General features: G+C 69.5%; 27 protein-coding genes, 2 pseudogenes and 1 riboswitch. Of the genes and pseudogenes, 2 read left to right on the top strand and 27 right to left on the bottom strand.

Going from position 1 to position 25,935, the window contains the following annotated elements; all coding sequences use genetic code 11:
- Positions 1-5: 5 nt before the first annotated feature.
- The 4 genes from V1460_RS09075 to rlmN all read right to left on the bottom strand — a co-directional run bounded on the left by V1460_RS09075 (position 6) and on the right by rlmN (position 5,212).
- Positions 6-1,043 (bottom strand): ABC transporter ATP-binding protein, encoded by a 1,038-nt coding sequence (locus V1460_RS09075; protein ID WP_338673217.1) that lies wholly within the window; start codon positions 1,041-1,043, stop codon positions 6-8.
- Positions 1,043-2,659, bottom strand: a complete 1,617-nt coding sequence (locus V1460_RS09070; protein ID WP_338673215.1) for an iron ABC transporter permease — start codon at positions 2,657-2,659, stop codon at positions 1,043-1,045. The genes V1460_RS09075 and V1460_RS09070 overlap by 1 nt, the downstream gene beginning before the upstream one ends.
- Positions 2,660-2,751: 92 nt before the next feature.
- Positions 2,752-3,840 carry a thiamine ABC transporter substrate-binding protein gene (locus V1460_RS09065; RefSeq protein WP_338673214.1) on the bottom strand — a complete coding sequence of 363 codons (1,089 nt, stop codon included), beginning with the start codon at positions 3,838-3,840 and terminating at the stop codon, positions 2,752-2,754.
- An 87-nt stretch (positions 3,841-3,927) separates the two neighbouring features.
- Positions 3,928-4,038: riboswitch (TPP riboswitch) on the bottom strand.
- Between the two features lie 67 nt (positions 4,039-4,105).
- A complete protein-coding gene (gene rlmN / locus V1460_RS09060) occupies positions 4,106-5,212 on the bottom strand; it encodes a 23S rRNA (adenine(2503)-C(2))-methyltransferase RlmN (protein WP_338673213.1) in 1,107 nt (368 codons plus the stop codon).
- 396 nt (positions 5,213-5,608) lie between these two features.
- On the opposite strand from rlmN, the gene V1460_RS09055 reads away from it, so the two are divergent.
- Positions 5,609-6,418 (top strand): hypothetical protein, encoded by an 810-nt coding sequence (locus V1460_RS09055; RefSeq protein ID WP_338673211.1) that lies wholly within the window; start codon positions 5,609-5,611, stop codon positions 6,416-6,418.
- Between the two features lie 88 nt (positions 6,419-6,506).
- Here the strand turns inward: V1460_RS09055 and V1460_RS09050 are convergent, their stop codons facing one another.
- From V1460_RS09050 to V1460_RS36255, 6 genes are all read right to left on the bottom strand, one after another.
- Positions 6,507-7,634 carry a phosphatidate cytidylyltransferase gene (locus V1460_RS09050; RefSeq protein WP_338673210.1) on the bottom strand — a complete coding sequence of 376 codons (1,128 nt, stop codon included), beginning with the start codon at positions 7,632-7,634 and terminating at the stop codon, positions 6,507-6,509.
- On the bottom strand, positions 7,634-8,191 hold the full coding sequence (gene frr, locus V1460_RS09045) for a ribosome recycling factor (protein ID WP_338673209.1): 558 nt from the start codon (positions 8,189-8,191) through the stop codon (positions 7,634-7,636). The genes V1460_RS09050 and frr overlap by 1 nt, the downstream gene beginning before the upstream one ends.
- A 211-nt stretch (positions 8,192-8,402) precedes the next feature.
- Positions 8,403-9,182 carry a UMP kinase gene (pyrH, locus tag V1460_RS09040; protein WP_338673207.1) on the bottom strand — a complete coding sequence of 260 codons (780 nt, stop codon included), beginning with the start codon at positions 9,180-9,182 and terminating at the stop codon, positions 8,403-8,405.
- A gap of 162 nt (positions 9,183-9,344) precedes the next feature.
- Positions 9,345-10,181 (bottom strand): translation elongation factor Ts, encoded by an 837-nt coding sequence (tsf, locus tag V1460_RS09035; RefSeq protein WP_338673206.1) that lies wholly within the window; start codon positions 10,179-10,181, stop codon positions 9,345-9,347.
- 102 nt (positions 10,182-10,283) lie between these two features.
- Positions 10,284-11,168, bottom strand: coding sequence for a 30S ribosomal protein S2 (rpsB, locus tag V1460_RS09030; RefSeq protein ID WP_338673205.1), 885 nt, complete (start codon positions 11,166-11,168; stop codon positions 10,284-10,286).
- Positions 11,169-11,418: 250 nt separating this feature from the next.
- On the bottom strand, positions 11,419-11,754 hold the full coding sequence (locus tag V1460_RS36255; RefSeq protein ID WP_407077425.1) for a hypothetical protein: 336 nt from the start codon (positions 11,752-11,754) through the stop codon (positions 11,419-11,421).
- Between V1460_RS36255 and V1460_RS36250 the strand changes: the two are divergent.
- A pseudogene (locus tag V1460_RS36250) lies at positions 11,669-11,863 on the top strand (hypothetical protein); the annotation flags it as partial. The gene V1460_RS36255 and the pseudogene V1460_RS36250 sit on opposite strands and share 86 nt — an antisense overlap.
- A gap of 289 nt (positions 11,864-12,152) precedes the next feature.
- Here V1460_RS36250 and V1460_RS09020 read toward each other — a convergent pair.
- The 17 genes and pseudogenes from V1460_RS09020 to V1460_RS08940 form a co-directional block, all read right to left on the bottom strand.
- A complete protein-coding gene (locus V1460_RS09020; RefSeq protein ID WP_338677980.1) occupies positions 12,153-12,713 on the bottom strand; it encodes a helix-turn-helix domain-containing protein in 561 nt (186 codons plus the stop codon).
- A gap of 107 nt (positions 12,714-12,820) precedes the next feature.
- Positions 12,821-13,657, bottom strand: a complete 837-nt coding sequence (whiG, locus tag V1460_RS09015) for an RNA polymerase sigma factor WhiG (protein ID WP_338673204.1) — start codon at positions 13,655-13,657, stop codon at positions 12,821-12,823.
- 251 nt (positions 13,658-13,908) lie between these two features.
- Positions 13,909-15,087, bottom strand: coding sequence for a DNA-processing protein DprA (dprA, locus tag V1460_RS09010; RefSeq protein ID WP_338673202.1), 1,179 nt, complete (start codon positions 15,085-15,087; stop codon positions 13,909-13,911).
- Positions 15,084-16,718: an ATP-binding protein gene (locus tag V1460_RS09005; RefSeq protein WP_338673201.1), complete on the bottom strand. Its 1,635-nt coding sequence runs from the start codon at positions 16,716-16,718 to the stop codon at positions 15,084-15,086. Before V1460_RS09005 ends, dprA begins: the two co-directional genes overlap by 4 nt.
- Positions 16,718-17,152: a YraN family protein gene (locus tag V1460_RS09000; RefSeq protein ID WP_338673200.1), complete on the bottom strand. Its 435-nt coding sequence runs from the start codon at positions 17,150-17,152 to the stop codon at positions 16,718-16,720. Before V1460_RS09000 ends, V1460_RS09005 begins: the two co-directional genes overlap by 1 nt.
- 118 nt (positions 17,153-17,270) lie before the next feature.
- Positions 17,271-17,579, bottom strand: coding sequence for a DUF2469 domain-containing protein (locus V1460_RS08995; RefSeq protein WP_003993268.1), 309 nt, complete (start codon positions 17,577-17,579; stop codon positions 17,271-17,273).
- Between the two features lie 73 nt (positions 17,580-17,652).
- Positions 17,653-18,405: a signal peptidase I gene (gene lepB / locus V1460_RS08990; RefSeq protein WP_338673199.1), complete on the bottom strand. Its 753-nt coding sequence runs from the start codon at positions 18,403-18,405 to the stop codon at positions 17,653-17,655.
- A 49-nt stretch (positions 18,406-18,454) separates the two neighbouring features.
- Complete coding sequence (gene lepB, locus V1460_RS08985) at positions 18,455-19,348, bottom strand: signal peptidase I (protein WP_338677979.1); 894 nt, start codon at positions 19,346-19,348, stop codon at positions 18,455-18,457.
- Between the two features lie 407 nt (positions 19,349-19,755).
- Positions 19,756-20,520 (bottom strand): annotated as a pseudogene (lepB, locus tag V1460_RS08980) (signal peptidase I); the annotation flags it as partial.
- The gene (gene lepB / locus V1460_RS08975) at positions 20,432-21,496 is read right to left on the bottom strand and encodes a signal peptidase I (RefSeq protein ID WP_338673197.1); all 1,065 of its coding nucleotides are present in this window, start codon (positions 21,494-21,496) and stop codon (positions 20,432-20,434) included. The gene lepB (V1460_RS08975) and the pseudogene lepB (V1460_RS08980), both read right to left, overlap by 89 nt.
- Positions 21,489-22,280, bottom strand: a complete 792-nt coding sequence (gene lepB / locus V1460_RS08970) for a signal peptidase I (RefSeq protein ID WP_338673196.1) — start codon at positions 22,278-22,280, stop codon at positions 21,489-21,491. The genes lepB (V1460_RS08975) and lepB (V1460_RS08970) overlap by 8 nt, the downstream gene beginning before the upstream one ends.
- 71 nt (positions 22,281-22,351) lie before the next feature.
- A complete protein-coding gene (gene rplS, locus V1460_RS08965; RefSeq protein WP_338673195.1) occupies positions 22,352-22,702 on the bottom strand; it encodes a 50S ribosomal protein L19 in 351 nt (116 codons plus the stop codon).
- 131 nt (positions 22,703-22,833) lie between these two features.
- Positions 22,834-23,655 carry a tRNA (guanosine(37)-N1)-methyltransferase TrmD gene (gene trmD / locus V1460_RS08960; protein WP_338673193.1) on the bottom strand — a complete coding sequence of 274 codons (822 nt, stop codon included), beginning with the start codon at positions 23,653-23,655 and terminating at the stop codon, positions 22,834-22,836.
- Complete coding sequence (gene rimM, locus V1460_RS08955; protein ID WP_338673191.1) at positions 23,655-24,251, bottom strand: ribosome maturation factor RimM; 597 nt, start codon at positions 24,249-24,251, stop codon at positions 23,655-23,657. The genes trmD and rimM overlap by 1 nt, the downstream gene beginning before the upstream one ends.
- A 77-nt stretch (positions 24,252-24,328) precedes the next feature.
- Positions 24,329-24,568, bottom strand: a complete 240-nt coding sequence (locus V1460_RS08950) for an RNA-binding protein (protein WP_014176063.1) — start codon at positions 24,566-24,568, stop codon at positions 24,329-24,331.
- 2 nt (positions 24,569-24,570) lie between these two features.
- Positions 24,571-25,011, bottom strand: coding sequence for a 30S ribosomal protein S16 (rpsP, locus tag V1460_RS08945; RefSeq protein WP_338673189.1), 441 nt, complete (start codon positions 25,009-25,011; stop codon positions 24,571-24,573).
- A 219-nt stretch (positions 25,012-25,230) separates the two neighbouring features.
- Positions 25,231-25,824 (bottom strand): hypothetical protein, encoded by a 594-nt coding sequence (locus V1460_RS08940; RefSeq protein WP_338673188.1) that lies wholly within the window; start codon positions 25,822-25,824, stop codon positions 25,231-25,233.
- Positions 25,825-25,935 lie beyond the last annotated feature (111 nt).

Here is a 25,935-nt window from a genome sequence, read left to right as displayed (position 1 = left end):
CTGTCTCAGGGAGCGTCCGGATCGGGGACCGGAAGCAACACCACCTCGTCCGCCGCGAACACGACGCCGACCCGGGACCCGGGCTCCGGGGCGTCGCCGAGACGGCATTCGGCCTCCAGCTCGGGCCCGTTCTCCGGCCGCAGCCGTACGGCGACATGCGTACCCCGGAAGGTGCGGGAGAGCACCGCGCAGGGCAGGCCGTCCCCGGCAGCGACCAGGCTGACGCCCGCCGGGCGGACCAGCAGGCCGCAGGGGCCGTCAGGGGGGCCGCCCGGGACCGGGATGTCGCCCCAGGGGGTACTTGCCGCCCGGCCGCTGACCTCCGCGGGCACGATGTTGTCGAAGCCGAGGAAGCGGGCGACGAACGCGGATGCCGGGCGCTGCCACACCTCGCGCGGGGTGCCGCTCTGGGCGATGGCTCCGTCCCGCATGACGACGACCCGGTCGGCGAGCGCGAAAGCCTCGCCCTGGTCGTGCGTCACGGCGAGCACGGTGGTGCCCAGCCGCTGGAAGAGGCCGCGCAGTTCGGCCACGAGACGCTCCCTGAGCGTACGGTCGAGCTGGCCGAGGGGTTCGTCCAGCATCAGCAGCCTGGGACGTGGGGCGAGTGCCCGGGCGAGGGCGACGCGCTGCTGCTCACCACCGGACAGGGAGGCAACGGCCCGCCGCCCGGCGCCCGGGAGCCCGACGAGGTCGAGCAGCTCAGCCACCCGCCGCTGCTGCTCCGCACGGGGCATTCCGTGCATGCGCAGGCCGAAGGCGACGTTCCCCGCCACATCGCGCTGCGGGAACAGCTGATGGTCCTGGAACATCAGGCCCACCTCGCGCCGGTGCACTGGCACGTGCGTCTGGTCCGCTCCGCCGAGCAGCACCCGGCCGCCGGACAGCGGCTGGAGTCCGGCGACGGCGCGCAGCAGCGTGGACTTGCCACTGCCGCTCGGGCCGAGCACGCAGACGATCTCATGGTCGGCGACCGCGAATTCCACCGCATCGAGTACCGCACGCTGCCCGAACCGTACGGTCGCGGCCTCCAGCGTCAGCATCAGAACTCCCCTGCGGATCGGTCGGGCCGGATGCGTTCGAGCAGCAGCAGGGCCGCCGCGCAGACCAGCATGAGGATGGTGGACAGCGCCATCGCCTGCCCGTAGTTGAGCTCTCCCGGGCGGCCGAGCAACCGTGCCACAGCGACCGGAAGGGTGGGGTTGTCCGGGCGGGCGATGAACACGGTCGCCCCGAACTCACCGAGCGAGACGGCGAAGGCGAAGCCCGCGGCCACCAGCAGCGCCCGGCGGACCAGCGGCAGATCGACCTCCCGCCAGGCACGCAGCGGCGAGGCGCCGAGCACCGCCGCCGCCTCGCGCAGCCGCACGTCCACGGCGCGCAGCACCGGCAGCATGGTGCGCACCACGAACGGCACCCCGACCAGGGCCTGGGCGAGGGGCACCAGGATCCAGGTGGCGCGCAGATCGAGCGGAGGCTCGTCAAGGGTGATCAGGAAGCCGAAGCCCACGGTGACGGCGGAGACCCCGAGCGGCAGCATGAGCAGCGCGTCGAAGCCGCGGACCAGCCGCCCGGCCCTGCGGGTCAGGGCGGCGGCCGCCAGTCCGCCGATCAGCAGGGCGATGGCGGTTGCGGCGAGCGCGTACCGCAGGGAGCTCCAAACCGCCTCGATGGGGGGCACCAGGAAGGTGCCTCCGCTGGCCTCCGCCGACTTGAGCGCCTCGTAGAAGGCGAATCCGTGACCGCCGGGGCCGTCGAGGGATCGTTCGACCAATACGGCGAGCGGTGCCAGGATCAGCAGGCCGATGGTGGAGAGCACACCCGCGAACAGGGCCCACTGGCCCGCGCCGCGCGGCGGGTGCGCGGTCAGCGCCGGGTCGACCAGCTTCAAGGCCGACTCCCGGCGCCGTACGGTCCAGGCGTGTACGGCGAGGATGGCGCCGACTGCGGCGAACTGGATCAACGTCAGCACGGCGGCGGTGGGGAGGTCGAGCCGGTCGGCGGTCTGCCGGTAGATCTCCACCTCGACCGTCGAGTAGGCGGGGCCGCCCAGGATCTGGACGATGCCGAAGGAGGTGAAGGTGAACAGGAACACCATCAGCGCCGCCGCTGCCACCGCCGGGGTCAGCGCGGGCAGGGTCACGCTCCGCCAGGCGGCGAACCGCCCGGCGCCGAGCACCCGGGCTGCTTCCTCCTGGCGCGGGTCGAGCTGGGACCACAGTCCGCCGACCGTCCTTACGACGACGGCGTAGTTGAAGAAGACATGGGCGAGGAGGATCGCCCACACGGTCGTGTCGAGGCGTATGCCCCACAGCTCGTCGAGCAGCCCGCCACGGCCGAGCAGCGCCAGGAAGGCGGTGCCGACGACCACGGTCGGCAGTACGAACGGCACGGTGACGACCGCGCGCAGCAGTTGCTTTCCCGGGAAGGCGAAGCGGGCGAAGACATAGGCGGCGGGCAGCGCGAGCAGCAGGGTGAGTGCAGTGGAGGCCAGCGCCTGCCACAACGTGAACCAGAGGATGTCCAGAATGTCCGGCCTGCTCAGCACCTCGCCGATGTGGCCGAACCGCCAGGAACCGTCCGGTCTGAGCCCGCGTCCCACGATCCCGGCCACGGGGTAGGCGAAGAAGACGGCGAAGAACGCGACGGGCACGGCCATCAGGGCGAGCCGCGCCGCGTTCCCCCGGCGGCTCCGCTGGGTCCCGGGCGTTTCGGGGATCCCCGGGCGCCCTGGTGTCCGCGGGTGTTCGCCTACTTCAGGACGAGAGAGGACCACGACTGGATCCACTGGTCGCGGTTGTCGGCGATCTTCTTCGGCTCCATGGTCTCGGGCTTGTCGACTACCGCGCCGAAGCGCGTGAACAGCGGAGGCAGCTCGGCGTCGTCCACGACCGGGTTGACGAACATGTTGAGCGGCATGTCCTCCTGGAACTTCTTGCTGATCAGGAAGTCCAGCAGGGCCTTGCCGCCGGCCTCGTTCTTCGCACCCTTGAGCAGGCCAGCGGCTTCGATCTGGCGGAAGCAGGTACCTGTGGCGACTCCGGTCGGCGCCTCCTCGGGCTGTGGCTCGGAGTAGAGCACCTCGACCGGCGGGCTGGAGGCGTAGGAGACGACCAGCGGCCGGTCGCCCTTGGCCTTCCTGCCCCCGGCGGAACCGGAGAACTCCTGGTTGTAGGCGAGTTCCCAGCTGTCCACCACCTTGACGCCGTTGGCCTTGAGCTTGGCCCAGTAGTCCTTCCAGCCCTCGTCGCCGTACTTCGCGGCGGTACCGAGGAGGAAGCCGAGGCCCGGCGATGAGCGTTCGGCGTTCTCGACCACGAGGAGGTTCCTGTACGCGGGCCTCGCCAGGTCCTCGAAGCTCTGCGGCGGGGCCAGCTTCTTGTCGGTGAAGTACTTCTTGTCGTAGTTGACGCAGATGTCGCCGGTGTCGATCGGCGTGACCCGGTGCCCGTCCTTGTCCAGCCGACGGTCATCGGGGACGCGGTCCAGGCCCTTGGCCTCGTACGGGGTGAAGATTCCGTTGTCCAGGGCCCTGGAGAGCGTGGTGTTGTCGACGCCGTAGAACACATCGCCCTGGGGGGAGCCCTTCGTGAGGATCTCCTTGTTGAGGGCCGCGACGGCGTCACCGCTCTTGAGCACCTTGACCGTGTAACCCGTCTGCCGGGTGAACTCCTTCAGCACCGCCGGGGTGGCGGCGAAGGAATCATGGCTGACGAGCGTGACGGTCTTGGACCCGGTCCCGGAGTTGTTGTCCCCGGACTCCCCACCGCAGCCCGCGAGCGTGCCGGCGCCGAGGGTCGCGGCCAGCGCCGCGAACGTGATCTTCTTGGTGGTGCTCACTGAGCTTCCTCCTGGGGTGACCAGGAAGAGACGCGGCCCTGCCCGGCGGCGGATCCAAGGAGTCCGCTGCCGGGCAGGGTGCAACAGCTTGAGTCTCGTCCGAACTTCCTACCCGGAATGACCCGGGCGAGGTTCAGAGGGTCTGCGGTCCGGAAATCACCGCACTCTCAGCGCTGTGGCGCTCCCCTGTCGGAATATGTGAATGTTCGAGGCCAGAGTACATGGGCCTCCGGCGGCACCGCCGGAGGCCCACACCGCCGCAGGCTCAGCGCTCGGACGCGGCGAGCTGCCCGCAGGCCCCGTCGATCTCCTGACCCCGGGTGTCGCGCACGGTGACCGGCACCCCATGAGCGGCGATCGCCTCGACGAACGCCTTCTCGTCCTCGGGACGGGAGGCGGTCCACTTGGAACCCGGGGTGGGATTCAGCGGGATCAGGTTGACATGCACCCGCTTGCCCTTGAGCAGCCGTCCCAGCAGGTCTCCGCGCCACGCCTGGTCGTTGATGTCCCGGATGAGGGCGTACTCGATGGAGATCCGGCGGCCGGACTTCTCCGCGTACTCCCAGGCGGCGTCCAGCACCTCCCGCACCTTCCAGCGGGTGTTCACCGGCACGAGGGTGTCGCGCAGCTCGTCGTCGGGTGCGTGCAGTGACACGGCGAGCCGGCACTTGAAGCCCTCGTCGGCGAACCGCAGCATCGCCGGGACCAGACCGACGGTGGAGACGGTGATGCCGCGCTGCGAGAGCCCGAGGCCGTCCGGCTCGGGATCGGTCAGCCGGCGGATGGCTCCGACGACCCGGTTGTAGTTGGCGAGCGGCTCACCCATGCCCATGAAGACGATGTTGCTGAGCCGCGCGGGTCCGCCGGGGACCTCCCCGTCGCGCAGCGCCCGCATACCGTCCACGATCTGGTGCACGATCTCGGCGGTCGACAGGTTGCGGTCCAGGCCCGCCTGACCGGTCGCGCAGAACGGACAGTTCATCCCGCAGCCGGCCTGCGAGGAGATACACATGGTGACCCGGTCCGGGTAGCGCATCAGCACAGACTCGACCAGCGTGCCGTCGTGCAACCGCCACAGTGTCTTGCGGGTGGTGTCGTCGTCGCATGAGATATGCCGGACGACCGACATCAGATCGGGCAGCAGCTCTGCGGCGAGGCGCTCCCGGGACGCCACCGGGATGTCGGTCCACTGGACGGGGTCGTGCGCGTACCGCGCGAAGTAGTGCTGGGACAGCTGCTTCGCGCGAAACGGCTTCTCTCCGATCGCGGCCACCGCGTCCTTGCGCTCGGCGGGCGAGAGGTCGGCGAGGTGCCGCGGGGGCTTCTTGGCTCCGCGAGGCGCGACGAAAGTGAGTTCTCCGGGCTTAGGCATGGCCGTACCAGTGTCGCAGATCGAATTTCATGACCTGCGCCCGAAGCCTCGGACGAGCGTGACATCGGGCCTCGCGGGCCGCCGAATCGCCTTGGACAGCCACCGGACGGCCCGGCGATCAGGAGATCAGGAGATCAGGAGATCCTGACATCGGCCGGGTCGCCGCCTGGTCGTAGTCATCGCCTGCCACGCGCGAGAGTCCTGCGACGCCGCGGGCTCCATGCAGGAGTGGAGCCGGTCCCCACCGCCATGGAACCGGTCCCCACCGCTATGGAACCGGTCCCCACCGCCGTGGAACAGGGCGCCGCCTCCCGGCGACGATCCGCTATCGCGGGATCGCCCCTTCGGGGTCAGGCTGGAATTCCACACGTCGTCGTAGTCCCGAGGGGCGCGCCCATGGCAGCCGTGGCCGATTCCGCAGTGGGCAGGTGGCTCGCGGGCTTCCTGGAGCAGCCGGTCGTGGGGATGGCGCCGTGGATCCTCTTCGCCGTCCTCTCCGGCCCTGGGCGCTTCGAGATCGCGGTGCTGATCTCCCTCGGGATCTCGATCGTCTTCGTCGTGCTCGGCAGGCTGCTGCACCCGGGCACCTCGTTCAAGATCCTCGAAGTCGCGGACGTGGTCTTCTTCGCGGTGCTGGCGATCATCGGCGCGACCGCGAGCGAGGGCACGCACCAGTGGCTGGAGACGTACGCCGACGAGGTGGCCAATGTCGCCCTCGCGGTCATCGCCTTCGGCTCCATGGCGGCCCGGGTGCCCTTCACGGTGCAGTACGCACGCGAGCAGGTGGACCGCCAGTACTGGGACACCCCGGCCTTCATGCGGACCAATTACCTGATCACGGCAGTCTGGGGGCTCATATTCCTGACGGCCGCCGTGTCGGGCGGTGTCGGCGATCTCGTCATCCGCGAGCCGGACAACATCTGGACCTCGTGGATCGTCCCCATCCTGGCGATCATCATCGCGATCCGCTTCACCGAGTGGTACCCGGACCGCGTGCGTGCCAGGGCACGCGGCAGCGATGACCTACCGACGGCGAGCGGGTTCCTCTTCCCCTTGGTCGGACTGCTGATTCCGGTGGGCATCGTCGTCCTGATCGTGGAGGACACGATGTGGCTGGGCATCGCCTTGATCGTCATCGGCGTACTGGGAGCCCGGGTGCTCAAGCCCGACTCCGATGAGGAGGGCGCCAAGCGTCCCGTCGGCTGAACGTCGGACTGCGAGGTCAGGACAGATGACGAAGTGGGCCCACCCCGGCGATGCCGGGGTGGGCCCACTTCGTCGTATGACGTGTTCGTCAGCCTGCGCCGACGAACAGCACGAACAGCAGCCACGCGACCGGTGCGGTCGGCAGCAGCGAGTCAAGGCGGTCCATGATGCCTCCGTGCCCCGGCAGTAGCGTGCCCATGTCCTTGATGCCGAGGTCGCGCTTGATCATCGACTCGCCGAGGTCGCCCAGGGTGGCGCTCGCGGCGATCGCCAGACCCAGCAGCACTCCCTGCCACCAGGTGCCGCCGTCGATCAGCAGCGGCACGCAGAGCGCACCGGCGCCCATCCCGAAGGCCACGGCGCCGAACAGGCCCTCGCGGGTCTTCCCGGGGCTGATGCGGGGCGCCAGCTTGTGCTTGCCGAAACGCCAGCCGATCGCATATGCCCCGGTGTCACTGACCACGGTCAGCAGCAGGAAGGTGAACACCCGCTGGGGCCCGTCGCCGGCGGTGAGCATCATCGACACGAACGTGGCCAGGAACGGCACGTAGAACGTGGCGAAGAGCCCAGCCGTCACATCCTTGAGATAACCGTCCGGGGATTCGGTCATCCGCCAGACCAGCACGGCCAACGCGGTGAACGCCGTGGCCACCCACGCGCCCTCCGCGCCGCGCGCGTAGCCGGCCACGACCATCCAGGCACCGCCCACCGCGAGCGGCACCAGGGGCGCGTTGATCCCCTTGCGCTCCTTGAGGCGCGAGGTCAGCTCCCACAGACCGACGACCACGGCAGCCGCGATCACCGCCACGAAAACAGCCTTGACGATGAACAGCGACGCGATGATCACCGCGCCGAGCCCGACACCGACGCCTATGGCCGCCCGCAGATCCCGGCCGGCCCGCTTCTTCTGCGGCGGCTGTGAAGGCTGCGGCGGCTCGGAAGCCGCAGACGGCGGGGGGATGGGCATGGGCTCCTGCGGCATCTCTTCGCGGACCGGGGAGCCACTCCATCGAGCGGCCCCCCGGATGCGGTCGTCGCGGTCTTCTGCGTCTCTACCTGTTTCGGGAACGTCCGGCACGACAGGCATGGGCCGCGTCTGCCGGGCGTCATGCACATCGTAAGCGGGACCCGCCGAGGCGGCCCGCTGGTCGGGCGGCCCCCAGTAGTCGGGGCTGTAGCCCGCACTCGGCGGGGCTCCCCAGGAGGAGTCGTTCATCAGACCTCGAGCAGCTCGGATTCCTTGTGCTTGAGCAGCTCGTCCACCTGTGCCACGTACTTCGCGGTGGTGTCGTCCAGCTCCTTCTCGGCCCGGCGGCCCTCGTCCTCGCCGACCTCGCCGTCCTTGATCAGCTTGTCGATGGTTTCCTTGGCCTTGCGGCGCACGGAGCGGATCGAGATCCGGGAGTCCTCGGCCTTGCCCTTGGCGACCTTGATGTAGTCGCGGCGGCGCTCCTCGGTGAGCTCGGGGAACACCACCCGGATGATGTTGCCGTCGTTGCTGGGGTTGACGCCCAGGTCGGAGTCCCGGATCGCCTGCTCGATGTTGCGCAGCGCGCTCTTGTCGAACGGGGTCACCACGGCCATCCGCGGCTCGGGCACCGAGAACGAGGCCAGCTGGTTGATCGGCGTCAGCGCACCGTAGTAGTCGGCCACGATCTTGTTGAACATCGCCGGGTGCGCACGCCCGGTGCGGATCGCGGCGAAGTCCTCCTTGGCGACCACGACGGCCTTCTCCATCTTCTCCTCGGCTTCGAGGAGGGTCTCTTCGATCACCACTTGCTCCTGCGTGTCTTGAGTAGGCCCGGCGTGTACATGTGACGGTTCACTCTACGAATCCGCGTGACGACTGCGCTCACGAGTCCGGTTTTCGAGTGCGCGCGTTACGCGTACGAAGCCGGTGAAACCTGGCGTCGTGTTCCCCTGCGCGGTGTCCGACCGGCAGGGCTTCGTCCGTCCCGCCCCTCACGGGGGAGGACGGACCGGGTCAGCCCCGGGTGCCCTGGTCGCTCACCAGCGTGCCGATCTTCTCACCCCGGACGGCCCGCGCGATATTGCCCGCGGCGAGCAGTTCGAAGACGAGGATCGGCAGCGAGTTGTCGCGGCAGAGGGTGACGGCGGTGGCGTCGGCCACCTTCAGGTCGCGGGCGATCACCTCGCCGTACTCCAGCGCGTCGAACTTCACCGCGTCCGGGTTGGCCTTCGGGTCGGAGTCATAGACCCCGTCGACACCGTTCTTGCCCATGAGGAGCGCCTCGGCGTCGATCTCCAGGGCACGCTGGGCGGCGGTGGTGTCGGTGGAGAAGTACGGCATGCCCATACCGGCGCCGAAGATCACGACGCGGCCCTTCTCCAGGTGTCGCACGGCTCGGAGCGGGATGTACGGTTCCGCGACCTGGCCCATGGTGATGGCGGTCTGGACCCGGGAGTCGATGCCCTCCTTCTCCAGGAAGTCCTGGAGGGCGAGGCAGTTCATCACGGTGCCGAGCATGCCCATGTAGTCGGAGCGGGCCCGGTCCATACCGCGCTGCTGGAGCTCGGCTCCACGGAAGAAGTTGCCGCCGCCGATGACGACCGCGATCTGCGCTCCGTCACGGACGACCGCGGCGATCTCCCGCGCGATGGCGTGTACGACGTCGGGATCGACGCCCAGACCGGTGCCGCCCGAGAAGGCTTCACCGGACAGCTTCAGCATGAAGCGGCCGGCCTTCGTGCCGGTGTGGTCGCTCTTGTCGGCAGCCTGGTTGGCGTCCGCGCCCTTGTTCATGGAGATCTCCTCGTGCACATACGAAGAAGGCCACTGCCGGTGGGTCCTGGTGTCCCTGCGGCAATGGCCTCCTCGTCAGATCTGCGGTCGTCGTCCGGCGTCCAAGCGGCCTACGACTGCTGGGAAAACCCTATCGGGCTCCCGTGTAGCTCGCGTACCGGCTCAGATGCCGACCTTGATGCGCGAGAAGCGCTTCAGGGTGACACCGGCCTCGTCCAGGATCTGCTGGACGGACTTCTTGTTGTCGAGCGCGTACGGCTGACCCAGCAGGGTCGCGTCCTTGAAGAAGCCGTTGATACGACCCTCGACGATCTTCGGGAGGGCGGCCTCGGGCTTGCCCTCGGCGCGAGTGGTCTCCTCGGCGACACGGCGCTCGGTCTCGACGACCTCGGCCGGGACGTCCTCACGGGAGAGGTACTTCGGCGCGAAGGCGGCGATGTGCTGCGCGACGCCCTTGGCGATCTCGGCGTTCGGCTTGTCGAGCTCGACCAGCACACCGATCTGCGGGGGCAGGTCGGGCATGGTGCGGTGCATGTAAGCGGTGACGTAGGCACCGGAGTACTGGGCGAAGCGATCCAGGACGATCTTCTCGCCGAGGTTGGCGTTGGCCTCGTCCACGTACGCCTGGACGGTCTTGCCGGACTCGATCTCGGACGCGAGAAGCGCCTCGATGTCGGCGGGCTTGGTGGCGGCGACGTGGGCGGCCAGCGCGTTGGCGACGGCGAGGAACTTGTCGCCCTTGGCGACGAAGTCCGTCTCACACTTCAGCTCGACGATGACACCGGAGGCGTTGTCGTCGGCGATCAGGGAGACCACGGCGCCGTTCTCGGCGGAGCGGCCCTCACGCTTGGCGACGCCCTTCTGGCCCTTGATGCGCAGCGCCTCGACGGCCTTGTCGACGTTGCCGTCGGCCTCGTCCAGGGCCTTCTTGCAGTCCATCATGCCCGCGCCGGTGAGCTCGCGGAGCTTCTTTACGTCAGCGGCGGTGTAGTTCGCCATGTCTGTGAATCTCTCTGAAGTCGAAGAGTCGAACGATCTACGGGTCGACGGCGGGGGCTTCTCGGGCCCCCGCCGTCAACTTCCGAACCTGAGGCTGAGGTGTCAGGCCTGCTCGGCGTCCGCGGCCGGAGCCTCGGCAGCGGCCTCGGCCGGCTTCTCGGCCTCGGTGGCGACCTCGGCCTCGGCAGCCGGGGTCTCGTCGGCCTTCTTCTCGCCCTCGAGCAGGTCGCGCTCCCACTCGGCCAGCGGCTCGCCCGCGGCCTTGTCGCCCGGCTTCGAGTCACCGGCGGCAACGCCGGAGCGGGCGATGAGGCCCTCGGCGACGGCGTCGGCGATCACACGGGTGAGCAGGGTGACGGAGCGGATCGCGTCGTCGTTGCCCGGGATCTTGTAGTCGACCTCGTCGGGGTCGCAGTTGGTGTCGAGGATCGCGACGACCGGGATGTTGAGCTTGCGCGCCTCACCGACGGCAATGTGCTCCTTCTTGGTGTCGACGATCCAGACGGCGCTCGGCACCTTCTGCATCTCGCGGATACCACCAAGGGTCTTCTCCAGCTTGGCCTTCTCGCGGGAGAGGACCAGGAGCTCCTTCTTGGTGAGGCCGGAGGCGGCCACATCCTCGAAGTCGATCGCCTCAAGCTCCTTCAGACGCTGGAGGCGCTTGTAGACGGTGGAGAAGTTGGTGAGCATGCCGCCCAGCCAGCGCTGGTTGACGTACGGCATCCCGACGCGGGTCGCCTGCTCGGCGATGGCCTCCTGGGCCTGCTTCTTGGTGCCGACGAACATGATGGAACCGCCGTGGGCGACGGTCTCCTTGACGAACTCGTAGGCGCGGTCGATGTACGACAGCGACTGGAGCAGGTCGATGATGTAGATGCCGTTGCGCTCGGTGAAGATGAAGCGCTTCATCTTCGGGTTCCAGCGACGGGTCTGGTGACCGAAGTGGACGCCGCTCTCCAGCAGCTCCCGCATCGTGACGACGGCCATGGCCGTATCTCCTTGAGTTTCTCGGTTGTGTCCTGACGCCCCGGCGCGCCGTGCCGCGAGGACCGAGGGGCGCGACCACCGACCGAATGAAAGGGGTGGTGGCGGGGCGTGCGAAGTCGACCCGGTGGCCCGGATCGCCAGAAGAAGTGTACGGGACCCGCGCAGTGCCGGGTGACGGCACTGTCCACAACCGGGCGGTTGTCCACAGATCCCGGCCATGATCAGCGAGATCGGCGCGGGTCCGGCACCGTCAGGGCATGAGATGCGTAGCGCAGAACACGAGGGCCGCGCCGGTCGCCCGGGCGCTCGCCGCAGCGGTGTTCGGGTGGGCGGGCTGGGTGAGCACGGGGGCCGTGGCCTGGGCCGGGGAACCGGTCGGGACCTGGCCGGTTCGGCAGGCGGGACAGCAGCGGCCGGTGATCGTCCGGGGCTTCGAGCCGCCGGCCGGGCCGTACGGACCCGGGCATCGCGGGGTCGATCTGGCCGCACCACCCGGCGCGGTGGTGCGGGCGGTGGTGGCGGGACGGGTGTCGTTCGCGGGGCCGGTGGCGGCGCGCGGGGTGCTCTCGATCATCCTGCCGGGCACCGGGGTGCCTCCGCTGCGCACCACCTACGAACCGGTGCGCCCGCTGGTGGCCGCGGGCACCGAGGTGGTCGGGGGCGAGGTGGTGGCGGTCCGTGCGGCGGGGCCTTCGCATTGCGCGCAGGGGTGTCTGCACTGGGGGCTGCGACGCGGGGACGGGTATCTCGATCCGCTGTCCCTGCTGCCGCCGTCCGAGCTGCGGCGTGGTCCATCCCGGCTGCTTCCGGTGTTCGGGATGCCGCTGACCGGCGCGGGGAGCGGCGTCCGACCGAGCGCTGCCGTGCGTCCGGTGCCCGCCGGGGGCGGGGTGCCGCAGGCGGTCGCCCTTGCCCTGCCGGCGGTTCGGCCGCCCGGGGCCCCGCGCGGACCGGCCCGCCCGGAGGGGCGCGTGCCGTGGTCGGTCAGTGTCCGCGGACACCGCGCAGCGCCATGGACACGGCGGCTTCGGAGATCTCGGTCGGATCCTCGGCGGCACCGAGCTCGATGCGGCGGACCGCCGCGTCCACGATGCCCTGGAGCAGCATCGCGGCAAGGCGGGGCTGCTGATGGCCGAGTGCGTCAAGGGCCTGGACGATCATCGCGACCAGACCGCCGTGCGCGGCGCGGATCTTCTCGCGCGCCCCGTCGTCCAGCTCGCTCGCGGAGATGGCGACCACGGCCCTGTGACGCCGGTCTCCGACCAGAGTGAGTTGCCGCCGGACATAGGCCTCGACCTTTCCCTCGGGGGTCGCGGCCCGCTCCATGGCGGCTTCGACCTCGGCGGCCCAGACGGGGAAGTCGACGGCGCACAGTTCCTCGACCACTGCGGCCCGTGACCGGAAGTACTCGTAGACGGAGGACCTGGCGAGCCCGGTGCGTTCGGCGAGAGCGGGGAAGGTCAGCGCCTCCGTACCGCCTTCGGACAACAGGGATCGCGCGGCATCCAGCAGGGCGCCGCGCTGCATGGTCCGGTGCTCGGCCACGGAGGCCGCTCGAATCCTTGGCACCCGACCACTGTACGGGTGGCGTGGGCCCGACGGATACGGACGACCGAATCGGCCCGGCTGCCGTGAATGCGCGCGGGCACGCGTCAGCGGCCGACGTCCGCGAGCTTCGCCCGGAGCTGGAGCACCGACTTGGTGTGGATCTGGCTGACCCGGCTCTCGGTGACACCGAGGACGTTGCCGATCTCGGCGAGGGTGAGGCCCTCGTAGTAGTACAGCGTGACGACGGTCTTCTCACGGTCCGGGAGGGTGTTGATCGCGCGTGCGAGGAGCCGTCTCAGCTCCCGGTCCTCCGCGACCTCGACCGGGTTGTCGGCCGCCGTGTCCTCCAGGGTGTCCATCAGACTGAGCCGCTCACCGCCCTCGCCCCCGACATGCAGCAACTCCTCCAGGGCCACCACGTTGGCGAGGGACAACTGGCTGAAGACGGCATGCAGTTCCTCGAGCCCGATGCCCATCTCCTCGGCGACTTCACTCTCGGACGGCGTGCGCCGCAGCTGTGCCTCCAACGTGGCGTAGGCGCGCTCCACGGCTCGGGCCTTCTGCCGGACGGAGCGCGGGATCCAGTCCAGCGCCCGCAACTCGTCGATCATGGCACCCCGGATGCGGGTGATCGCGTATGTCTCGAACTTGATCGACCGCTCGATGTCGAACTTCTCGATGGCGTCGATGAGACCGAAGACGCCGGAGGAGACGAAGTCGGCCTGCTCCACGTTCGACGGCAGTCCGACGCTCACCCGTCCCGCGACGTACTTGACCAGGGGTGAGTAGTGCAGGATCAGCTGCTCCCGGAGCCGCCCGTCGCCGGTGGCCTTGTACGACCGCCACAACTCGTCGAGAGACGAGGGCGCGGGCGGGCGCACAGGGCCACGGGCGGCGGGCGGCACTGCCGCGCGGTCAGACCCGGAGGTGTGCTGGGGCATGCGTTGCCTTGAGCCGTTCTGCTGTGGGGTGTGAAGGGATCGTCGATAGGGGTCGGCTGACGGGGGGACCTGGAGCGTAGCGTGACTGTACGGTTGCGGTGCGCGAAGGGCGGCGGATCGCGCTGCGCGGGGTAGGGGGCATCGGGCAGGCCTTCGAACGGCGGCCCATCGCCGTCCGCATCGCTGTCCAGGGGAGCCTCGGGGGCGCGGCGCGGGCCGTCGGCATCACCCTTTCACCCGAATGCCCCAGGTCAAGCACCGCCTCGCCGGGAGTTCGACGGCTGCCGCCCGCCCTTCGTCAACTCCCAGCCGGAGCCCTGCCGTTCCACGAATCCGAGCGACTGGAGTTCGTACAGCCTGCCGAGGGCTTCATCCGGAGCGGTCCCGGACCTGAGGGCGATCTCCCGCCCGTCCAGGCGACCCTGTGCCGGGAAGACTTCCAGGATTCCGCTCGCCACGGGCCCCAGGAGGTCCCGCGCGAGCACCGGACCGCGTCGTACAGGCGCGAGCTCGCCGATGTCCCCGACCACCTCGACCACCTCGTCGGCGTCGGTCACCAGCACCGCGTCCGCCCGCAGAAGCTCATGCACTCCCGCGGAGAGCCCACTGGTCACCGGGCCCGGTACGCCCATGGTGCAGCGGCCGAGCCGCTCGGCGGCGCGGGCGGTGACCAGTGAGCCGCTGCGGAGTTCGGCCTCCACGACGACCGTGCCCCGGGTAAGGGCGGCGATCACCCGGTTCCGCAGCACGAACCTGCCGCGCGTGGGGTGGGCACCCGGGGGCAACTCCGCGACCACAAGACCCTGTTCGGCGATACGGCCGATCAGCCCCGTATGCGCCCGGGGATAGGCCACATCGACCCCGCAGGCGAGCACGGCAACGGTCGCTCCCCCGGACGCAAGAGCACCACGGTGTGCCGCACCGTCGACCCCATGGGCCGCTCCGGAGACAACGACCCAGCCGCGCTCGGCGAGCCCGGAGCCGAGGCTCCCCGCGACATGGGCGCCATAAGGGGTGCAGGCCCGCGCACCCACCACCGCGACCGAACGCAAGGCCCATATCCGCAGATCGGCGCCGCCCCTCAGCCACAGACCCACAGGCCTGCGGTCACCGAGGTCATCCAGCTGGGTGGGCCATTCCGGATCGCCGGGGCAGACGAAGCGGCCGCCGAGCACCGTCATCGCATCGAGATCCCGCTCGGGATGCGCGGCCCGGGCTCGGGTCCGGTACCCCTCGATCCGCCGCTTCCCCGGCCCGGCCGGCGGGGCATCGAGGCGCTCACCGGCGCGCAGCCGCTCCATCAGCTCCACCGGGCCGTGTTCCCGCAGCCACCGCCCGGAGTGTTCATCACCCGGTTCGACGACCCTGGTCAACGCGGCACGCGCCAACCGCTCCTCGGCGCCGGACCCGGCTGCCGCCGGTGCCTTCACAGCCGGACCCCGCCGACGGTCGGAACACCCCGGGCGATGCCCGTACGCAGTTGCAGCGACAGTTGGACGTCCTCGGCGGCGGGGCGGTCGTGGCCCCGGAGGTCGGCAACGGTCCAGGCCACCCGGAGCACCCGGTCCATCCCCCGGGCGGTGAGCAGCCCCCGCTCCATGTCCCGCTCCGCCGCGGCCAGTGCGCCGGGTGCCACCTGCCAGCGGATGCGGAGTTCATGCCCCGGCACCTCGCTGTTGACGCTCCACGGCGTGCCGTCCAGCCGTGCCGCCGCCCTCGCCCTGGCCTCCTGGATGCGGGCGGCGACCGCCGCACTTGACTCGCCCCTCCCTTCGTGCCCTCGGTGCCCCAGCAGATCGGAGCGGCTCACCGGCTCCACCTCGACGCGCAGATCGACCCGGTCCAGCAGCGGCCCCGACAACCGCGCCTGGTAGCGGCGGATCACCGCGGGCGGGCATTCACAGCCGGTGCCCAGCAGGGTGTGCCGCCCGCATGGGCATGGGTTGGCAGCCAGGGCCATCAGGAACCGGGCGGGGAGCCGCACCACACCGGCGCTGCGGGCCACGACCACGTACCCGGACTCGAGCGGCTGGCGGAGTGCGTCGAGGACCTTGGTGGAGAATTCGGGAGCCTCGTCCAGGAAGAGCACACCCCGGTGCGCCAGGGACACGGCCCCGGGTCGGGGCAGGCCCTGCCCGCCGCCCACGAGGGACTGCGTGGTCGCGGAGTGGTGGGGCGCGCAATACGGTGCCGCGCGCACCAGAGGTTCACCCGGTGGGAGGATGCCCGCGACCGAGTGGACGGCCGTGACCTCCAGCGACTCCCGTCTCGTCAGCGGAGGGAGCAGCCCGGGAAGCCTCTCCGCCAGCATGGTCTTGCCCGCACCGGGCGGTCCCTGGAGCAGCAGGTGGTGGGCTCCCGCCGCGGCGACCTCCAGAGCCGCGCGCGCGGCGTGCTGCCCCACCACCTCCGCCAGGTCGGGCGGGTGGCCTTCGCCGGGAGACCCGCCACCGGCCAGCCCGGTGCCGACCCCGGCTCCGGGCAGCAGCAGCCCGGCGAGCATCGCATCCGGTCGCCCCTCCTCGTCGGGCTCTTCCTGCGGCACCGGTTCGTCGCACAGCAGGGCGATCAGCTGACGCAGACTGCGTACCCCCAGCACGGACACCCCTGGCACGAGGGCCGCCTCACCCGCCGTCTGTTCGGGGACGACCACCTGCCGGTAACCGGCCTCGGCCGCGGCGAGCACCGCCGGCAGCACTCCGCGCACCGGACGGGCCCTTCCGTCCAGGCCCAGCTCGCCGATGAGCACCAGGTCGGCGATCGCCGATGGGTCGATGCGCTCAGCGGCACCGAGCACGGCGCATGCCACGGCCAGGTCGAAACCGCTGCCGCTCTTGGGCACGGAAGCCGGACTGAGGCCCACGGTGAGCTTCTTCTGCGGCCACTCGGCTTCGGAGTTGACGATGGCCGCCCTGACCCGGTCGCGGCTTTCCACAAGGCTCTTGTCGGGCAGGCCGACCAGGGCGAAGGCCGCGACACCCGGTTCCAGATCTGCCTGGACCTCGACGACCACGCCCTCCACACCGACCAGTGCGACCGAGCAGGTGCGCGCGAATCCCATCAGGCCACCCCTCGCACATGCTCGACCTGCGCCGCACCGCACCGAGGCAGCAGCACCCCGACGAGATCGATACGCACCCCGCCCGGTGGCGGGGGCTCCGCGCTTCTGTGCAGCCAGCATTCGGCCAGCCGTCTGAGCCGGTCCGCCTTGGTCGTGGTGATCGAGGCCATCGGATGCTGGAAGGCGTCTCCCCCTGAAGGGCCGGTCCGGCGCGCGCGGGGTGGGCCACCCGAGCCGTCGCAACGGCGCGATTGCCCTCCCCTGCGGGTCTTCACCTCGCAGATGACGACCGTGTCGCCGTCGCGGGCGACGATGTCGATCTCACCGATCCGCCCGCAACGCCAGTTCCTCGCCAGCACCACCATGCCGGTGTCGACCAGCCGACGCGCCGCCAGTTCTTCGCCATAGCGTCCCAGTGCCCGTTTCGCGTTCATCTCGGCACCACCTCCGGCACCGACTCTGACGCGTCACTCCCCCGCTTGTGGATCTTGGTGTATTCCGGTGGACAACCGGCTCATTGTGGATATCTCGCTCACCCGGGAGGGTGCGGTCTCAGCCGCTCGGGAGTTCGAGGTCGCTCTTGTTGAGCTCCTCGATGTTCACGTCCTTGAAGGTGAGCACGCGGACCTGCTTCACGAATCGCGCCGGCCGGTACATGTCCCAGACCCACGCGTCCGCCATCGAGACCTCGAAGAACACCTCGCCCTGCACCGAGTGCACCTGCATCTCGTAGTCGTTGGTGAGGTAGAAGCGCCGCTCCGTCTCGATCACGTATTTGAACAGTCCGACGACATCGCGGTACTCCCGGTAGAGCTTCAGCTCCATCTCGGTCTCGTACTTCTCGAGGTCCTCGGCGCTCATGGCATGTTCCCCTTCAGCCGTGCGTTCCCCTATTGTGCGCCAGGCTCACACGGCCTCAGGCGTTTTCCGGACCTCAAGCGTGCGTCGTCACCCGGTCACGCGCCGTGGAAGCCTTCCGCCGGCCGAAGCGCCGGGCCAGCGGCCCGTAGGCCGCACCCCCCAGGATCAGCAGCGCACCGCTCACGATCGCAGCGAAGATCAGCTTCACCGGCCCCGGCTGGGACACTCCGCCCGGCAGGGCCACGAAACCCTGCGGACGTTCGACGAATCCGCCGGGCAGAGGCCAGACCACCGCGTCGACCCGGGCACTGACGTCGTCGCGGGACACAGCGCCGTGTCCCGCTTCCTGGAGGTGCTCCCGGGAGTCGAGGGAGCCCATGCGCTCGTCTCCGAGCAGGAAGAGCTTCCCCTCCGGGATCTCGGCGCTGAAGTCCGTGGGTGAGGCCTTGTCCTGGTTGCGCAGGTAGGGTTCTTCGACCGGCTCGCCGTTGACGGTGAGCCTGCCCTGCGCGTCACAGCAGGCGACGGTGTCACCGCCCACGGCGACGACCCGCTTGAGCATGGTCGCCTCGCCCCAGGTCTTGTCGGCGAAGACCACGACGTCCCCGCGCCGCACCTTTGAGCCGTCGATGCGCTCGGCGAGCACCCGGTCGCCCGGAAGGATGGAGGGCGACATGGATTCGCTCGGCACGGTGTAGGGCTGGTAGGCCACGGCCCCCCACCCGAATCCGCCGAGAAAGAGCACACAGCCGACGATCACGGCCAGCCCCGACAGCACACTGCCGACGCGACCGTGACCGCCCGCTATCACACCTGTTCCGCTCATCCCGGCGCCTCCGCTCAGGAGTCGACAATCGCTGATCCGAGTCGGCACCCTACCCGGCGGTACGGCGATCGGTCAGCCTCCGCCTGCGGCGGATCACCAGCGGCAGGGCACCGGCGACCGCCACGGCCCCGGGTGCCGCGGCCGCCGCGGCCGCGCCAAGACCCTTCTGGTCGAACGTTTCCGGTACCGGCAGGGTCGACCAGCGGTCGATCGGCCAGGCCACCACCACGGCACGCCCCACGACCTCGTCGACCGGGACGAAGCCCTTGTTGGCGTCCTCCATGTGGTAGCGGGAGTCCCGAGAGTTCTGCCGGTGGTCGCCCATCACCCAGATCTTGCCCTCGGGCACCTTCAACGGCCCGAACGGCGCATCATCACACGGCGTGTTCCCCGGATAGATGTACGGCTCGTCCAGCGCCTTCCCGTTCACCTTCACGGGACCACCGGCCTTGCACTCCACCGTGTCACCACCGACCGCGATCGTCCGCTTGATCAGATCCTTCTCCTCGGACGACGGCATCAGACCGATGAAACTCAGGAACTGCTGCATCACATTCGGCTCAGGAGTCGGCTCCCCGTCCAACCAACCGCCCGGATCGTGGAACACCACCACCTCACCCCGCTCCGGCTCGCCACCGAACCACGGAGTCAGCTTGTCCACCAGCACCCGGTCACCACGCTGAAGCGTGTTTTGCATCGAATCCGACGGAATCGAGAACGCCTGCACCAGAAACGTCTTGATCAACAACGCCAGCAACAACGCGATACCGACCAGCAGCGGCAACTCCTTCCAGAACGACCGCTGCTTCCTCGCCCCAGCGCCCTGACCGTCCCCGGAGTCCTGGCCGCCACCCTCAACGGACCCTTCCCCGGAAGCAGCCTCGGAAGGCTGCTCGGGCCTCTGCTCGGGGTCTCCATGTCCAGACTGTGCACCGACGGCCACGTCGCTCACATCCACTCCTCATATCTGCTGCCTGCTGCGCCAACGCCTGCCCCTCTGGGCACCGCCGATCACTGGCCCAGTACCCCGAACAACGAGCGGGAGTTCCACACGGCTACTGCCATGCCCCGATCGCCTTGCCGTTCGACGGCTCTCGGAACGGCTCCTGGGACAGCGAGCCTGCCCTGCGCGACACAGTGCGCCCCCTGAGTCACCCAGCGTGCTCACCAAGCGGCCGGGAACGCTGCGTCAGCGTGTCGCTTCTGCCGTCGACCAGCTCCGCGGAGCGTCTCTCCGGCACCCGCGAGCGGGACCGTTCTCCATCATCGCGCAACCGGGCGGACCGGGCCGCTCGGCGCTTCCCACGAGTCAACGCCCGCCGGCGGCGATCAGTGCCCGGATCCGGCGATGTCCGGCGCCGGCAGGGCCGACCAGCGGTCGATCGGCCAGGCCACCACCACGGCACGCCCCACGACCTCGTCGACCGGGACGAAGCCCTTGTTGGCGTCCTCCATGTGGTAGCGGGAGTCCAGCGAGCTCTGCCGGTGGTCGCCCATCACCCAGATCTTGCCCTCGGGCACCTTCAACGGCCCGAACGGCGCATCATCACACGGCGTGTTCCCCGGATAGATGTACGGCTCGTCCAGCGCCTTCCCGTTCACCTTCACGGGACCACCGGCCTTGCACTCCACCGTGTCACCACCGACCGCGATCGTCCGCTTGATCAGATCCTTCTCCTCGGACGACGGCATCAGACCGATGAAACTCAGGAACTGCTGCATCACATTCGGCTCAGGAGTCGGCTCCCCGTCCAACCAACCGCCCGGATCGTGGAACACCACCACCTCACCCCGCTCCGGCTCGCCACCGAACCACGGAGTCAGCTTGTCCACCAGCACCCGGTCACCACGCTGAAGCGTGTCCTGCATCGAATCCGACGGAATCGAGAACGCCTGCACCAGAAACGTCTTGATCAACAACGCCAGCAACAACGCGATACCGACCAGCAGCGGCAACTCCTTCCAGAACGACCGCTGCTTCCTCGCCCCAGCGCCCTGACCGTCCCCGGAGTCCTGGCCGCCACCCTCAACGGACCCTTCCCCGGAAGCAGCCTCGGAAGGCTGCTCGGGCCTCTGCTCGTCTCGCTCGGGTCCGGATCGTGCCTCGACCGCCACGTCCCCCACATCCACTCCTCGCTCCGCGCCACGCCCCGTAGCGGAGCCGGTGCAGCCCCACCACCCCCATCGCCGGCGGAAGTTCCGCGGCACCCGGGAGGCTGAGCATTGCGTTCAGATTCTGAGTGGACACACTAGGCGACTGTCCCGCGGCCGTTGTCGCGGCACCCCTGGCATCGGGCACCGAGGCATACGTCCCGCGCTGTTCGAGTCCCTTCCAGTGGTCGAAGGGCCAGGCGATCACGACGGCCCGGCCGATGACCCCGTCCATGGAGACCGTGCCGTCGAAGGCCTCGTCCAGATGGGCCCTCGAATCAGCCGAGTTGGACCGGTGGTCGCCCATCACGAAGAGCCGCCCGTCGGGGACCCGCACCTGGAACCTCAGCGTCGAAGGGCCGCTGTCGGGATGGAGGTAGGGCTCGTTCAAGGGGACGTCGTTGACGGTGACACGACCGTTCGTATCGCAGCATTTGACGGTGTCCCCACCGACGCCCACGACCCGCTTGATCAGGTCCTGCTCGTCCTCGGACGGAAGCAGCCCGATGAAGGTCAGCACCTGTTTGACCTGCTTGACCACGACCGGGTCCTCCTTGACGGGCGTACGCTCCTGCTGGAGCCAGCCGCCCGGGTCCCGGAACACCACGACATCGCCGCGCTGCGGCTTCTTGCCGAACCACGGGGTCAGCTTGTCCACCAGGACCCGGTCGTCGATCTGGATCGTCTGCTCCATCGAGCCCGACGGGATCACGAACGCCTGCACGAGGAACGTCTTGAGCCCGAGCGCGATCAGCAGCGCCACCATGATCAGGATCGGTATCTCCTTCACGGCCGAACGCCGGCGCCGCCGCTTCACCTTGCGGGCCAGCCGCCGCCGTTCCGCACGCCCCGGCAGGGTCCGGGTCCCGTTGGTGGGGCGCGTGCCGGTGGGCAGGCGGGTGTCGGCACGGTGGCTAGGCCGCCGTCCGCGGTTACCCATGGGCACCGCCGGGTTCCGGCACGGAGTGGAAGGTCATGGTCGCCGGCTCCACCGTCGACCAGCGTCCGGCCGGCCAGCTGATCCAGTCCGCCCGGCCGATGACCTTGTCCAGCGGCACCATGCCGCCGCCGGGGTCCCCGAGGTGGTCACGGGAGTCACGGGACTTGTCCCGGTGGTCCCCCAGCACGAACAGCGCGCCCTCGGGCACGACGACGTCGAAGGACACACGGGAAGGAGCGTCGTCGGGGTGGACGTAGTACTCGTCGACGGCCACACCGTTCACCTCGAGCCTCCCCCCTCTGCCGCAGCACTTGACGCGGTCGCCGCCCACGCCGATCACGCGCTTCACGAAATCGGTCTCGGCCGGTTCGGCGAGCCCGAGCGCCGCCGCGGTGCCCCGCGCCAACCCGGCGAACGCACCGCGGTCGGCCGTCTCCTGGACGAACGACCCGGTGCCGTCGAACACGACGACGTCCCCGCGCTGAGGCCGGGAACCGAAGCGGTACGCCAGCTTGTTCACCACCACCCGGTCGCCGACCTGCAGTCCGGGCTCCATCGAGGTACTGGGGATCATGAAGGGCTGGGCGACGAAGTGGCTCAGCAGCAGAAGGAGGGCACCGATGACCACACCGAGCCCGGCCGCACGGCGCAGGGTGAGCCGCCGCAGCAGTCCGGCGGCACGGGTGGGTACGCGCGCGGAGCGCGACCGCGCCTCCGGCGGGGAATCAGCGGTCCCCAGGGCGGAGGAGCGGTCGCGCTCCGTGTGCTGTACGTCGGTGTCCATCGCTGCCAGATGCTATCCGGCCGCGATAAAAACCGTATGAGGCCTCAGCTTGGCGCGGTGTGAGCCTGAGCTCAGTTGTCGCGCTTCTCCTTGATCTTCGCGGCCTTGCCGCGCAGCTCACGCAGGTAGTACAGCTTGGCGCGGCGGACGTCACCACGGGTGACGAGCTCGATCTTCTCGAAGATCGGGCTGTGCACCGGGAAGGTGCGCTCGACGCCGACGGAGAAGGAGACCTTGCGGACCGTGAAGGTCTCGCTGACGCCGGAGCCCTGGCGGCGGATGACAACGCCCTTGAACTGCTGGATACGGGAGCGGTTGCCCTCGATGACGCGAACGTGGACGTTCACGGTGTCACCGGGACGGAAGGCCGGAACGTCGGTCCGCAGCGAGGCGGCGTTGACGACGTCGAGCACGTGCGACATGTTCGTCTGCTTTCTTCGCCGATGCCACAGGTCATCAGCGGTACGAAGAAGATGGGATGGAATCCGTCACGTCGGAGCGGGCGCCGTGTCCCCCTGTGGCAGGGGACGCACGCCGGACGTACGGCAGCGGCCTATTCTTCCACGGCCGGTGGCCTGCGCCAAAATCGGCCATCGGGCGAGGGCGCCCAGCCCAGGATGGAGAGGATCTCCCGGTCCTTCTTGTCGAACAGCGACGGATCGCAGCGTTCCAAGAGGTCGGGCCGGTTGGCGGCCGTCCGCCGGAACGCCTCGTCGCGTCGCCAGCGTGCGATCTTCCCGTGGTGGCCGCTGAGCAGCACGTCCGGGATCCCGCGGCCGCGCCACTCGGGGGGCTTGGTGTAGACGGGGCCTTCCAGCAGATTGGCCATGGCGCCGGGCGCGAAGGAGTCGTCCTGGTGGGACTCGGCGTTGCCGAGCACTCCCGGCAGCAGGCGGGCCACCGCTTCCGTGATGACGAGGACGGCCGCTTCGCCGCCCGCGAGGACGTAGTCGCCGATGGAGACTTCGAGGACCGGAACGCGCGTGGCGTACTCCTCCGTCACCCGCCGGTCGATGCCCTCGTACCGGGCGGGGGTGAAGATCAGCCAAGGCCGCCGGGACAACTCAACGGCGAGTTCCTGGGTGAACGGACGCCCGCTGGGGGTGGGTACGACGATGACAGGACCGTGCGCCCCGGCCTCGTACCCGTCGGCGATGGCCTGGTCGAGTGCGTCTCCCCAGGGCTCGGTCTTCATGACCATGCCCGGACCGCCGCCGTACGGGGTGTCGTCAACGGTGTTGTGCCGGTCGTAGGTCCAGTGCCGCAGATCGTGGACGTGGACGTCGAGCCGTCCTCGGGCCCTTGCCTTTCCGACCAGCGAGACGTTCAGCGGTTCCAGGTACTCCGGGAAGATCGTGACGACGTCGAGCCGCATCAGACCCCGCCCTCGCCCTCGGTGTCCCCCTCGCCGGCGCCCTCGATCGGGTCCTCGTCCCGGTCCCGGCCAGAAGCGATCTCGGCACGGTCGTCGATCAGCCCGGGAGGCGGGGAGATGACGGCCTTCTGCTCGCCGAGATCGATCTCGGTGACGATCTCCTCCACGAAGGGGATCATCACCTCGCTGCCGTCGGGGCGCTCCACGATGAAGAGGTCCTGCGACGGCAGATGCGAGATCTCGGTGATCCGCCCCACCTCGGTGCCGTCGGCGAGCACCACGTCCAGATCGATGAGCTGGTGGTCGTAGAACTCATCGGGCTCGTCGGGGCGCTCGTCAGGGTCGACATCGGCGATGAGCAGGGTGTTGCGCAGGGCCTCGGCGCCGTTTCGGTCCCGTACGCCCGCGAAACGCAGCAGCAGCCGGCCGCTGTGCACCCGCCCCGTCTCGATCGTCAGCGGTCCGGCCGACGACGGGTCGGTTCGGAGGACGGCTCCGGGCGCCAGCCTCAGCTCCGGCTCGTCGGTGCGGACTTCGACGGTGACCTCGCCCTTGATGCCGTGGGCACGGCCGATCCGTGCGACTACCAGCTGCACGCTCAATGCTCCTGTCATACGACGACGGGCCGGGGAGGACAGTAAGCCCTCCCCGGCCCGTGCCGGTGATCAACTGATCAGCGGACCTGGTCCACGTCAACGAGGTCGACACGGACACCCCGGCCACCGATGGCGCCCACGACGGTGCGCAGGGCGCGGGCGGTGCGGCCATTGCGACCGATCACCTTGCCGAGGTCATCGGGGTGCACCCGAACCTCCAGCACGCGCCCACGACGCAGGTTGCGCGAGGCGACCTGCACATCGTCGGGGTTGTCGACGATGCCCTTCACGAGGTGCTCGAGAGCCTCCTCGAGCATGCTCAGGCCTCGGTCGACTCGGCGGGGGCCTCAGCCTCGTCCGCCTTCTTCTCGGACTTCTTGGCCTTCTGCGTGATGGCCTCGCCCTTGGTGTCGTCGCCCTCGAGGGCCTTGGCGAACTCGTCGAAGGAGCGACGCTTGTCTTCCTTCGTCGCCGGGACGAGCAGCGGCTTCTCCGGGGCGGGCAGGCCCTTGTGCTTCTGCCAGTCGCCGGTCAGCTTGAGGATCGCGAGGACCGGCTCGGTCGGCTGGGCGCCGACGGACAGCCAGTACTGGGCACGCTCCGAGTCGACCTCGATGCGCGACGGGTTGTACGTCGGGTGGTACAGACCGATCTCCTCGATGGCCCGGCCGTCACGGCGGGTACGGGAGTCGGCGACGACGATGCGGTAGTGAGGCGAACGGATCTTGCCCAGACGCTTCAGCTTGATCTTGACTGCCACGGGAGTGGGTTCTCCTGATTTTGACGTGGTTGGGCACAACGAGATGCCGCGTGGGGTTGCGGTACCCGATCGGCCCGATGGACGCGTCAGCCGGAGGAGAGAGGGGTCCTATGCGACTGTCGAGTACAGCTGGCTATTCTGCCACACGCATGACACGGGGGCGGACCATGGGCCGGTCCGCTCGCGAGAAGGGCTCACGCATGCGATCGCCGAGGCGGCTCAGCTCGCCGCGGCCACCGCTTCGGGGATGCGGAACGGCTTGCCGCAGCCGCCGCAGACGATCGGAGCCTGGGCGAGCACCGATGGCACCACTCTGACATTGCGCCCGCAGTCGCATACGGCCTTGACCCGTACACCACCGCCCGACGAGCCGTGCCGCGCGGCCGGCCCGCGGAAGGTGCGCTTGGTATCGGAGGCCGTGGCGACCGTGTGCGCGGCGAGGGCGCGCTGGAGCCGCTCGCTGGTCGGCCGGTAGCGGCGTTTGGCCTCCGCGTTGAGCGTGACCAGCGAGAATCCGCTGCTCGGGTGCGGCTCCTCGGGATGGTCCAGGCCCATCTCCTCGGCGATCGCCAGGAAACGGCGGTTGTGATAGCGACCGGCACGGGAGGTGTCGCGGACCCCTCGGGCGGCAGCGATTCCGTGGACTGCCTCATGGAGCAGTCGCTCGAAGGAGAGCTCGTGGCCGCACGCCGACGACGACTCTCCGATCAGGGACTCGGGCGCGGCGAGATCCGGCAGCTCGGGGTGGTACCGCTGAATGTCGGCCCACGCCTGCGCCAGCTCTGCGGCGAGAACAGGTGGTGTCGTGCTCACGTCGTGAACAACGAGCCGGAGTGCCCTCGGGTTCCATTCCGGGGCATCCCAAATAATTTGCACTTACCCGTCAGTTGGCATTGATGCGACCTGACGAGGGCGGGTGCGCTG

This window comes from Streptomyces sp. SCSIO 30461, from assembly GCF_037023745.1.
GTDB lineage: Bacteria > Actinomycetota > Actinomycetes > Streptomycetales > Streptomycetaceae > Streptomyces.
The sequence above is the reverse complement of the archived record's forward strand: the minus strand, read 5'-3'. Positions and strand labels throughout refer to the sequence as shown.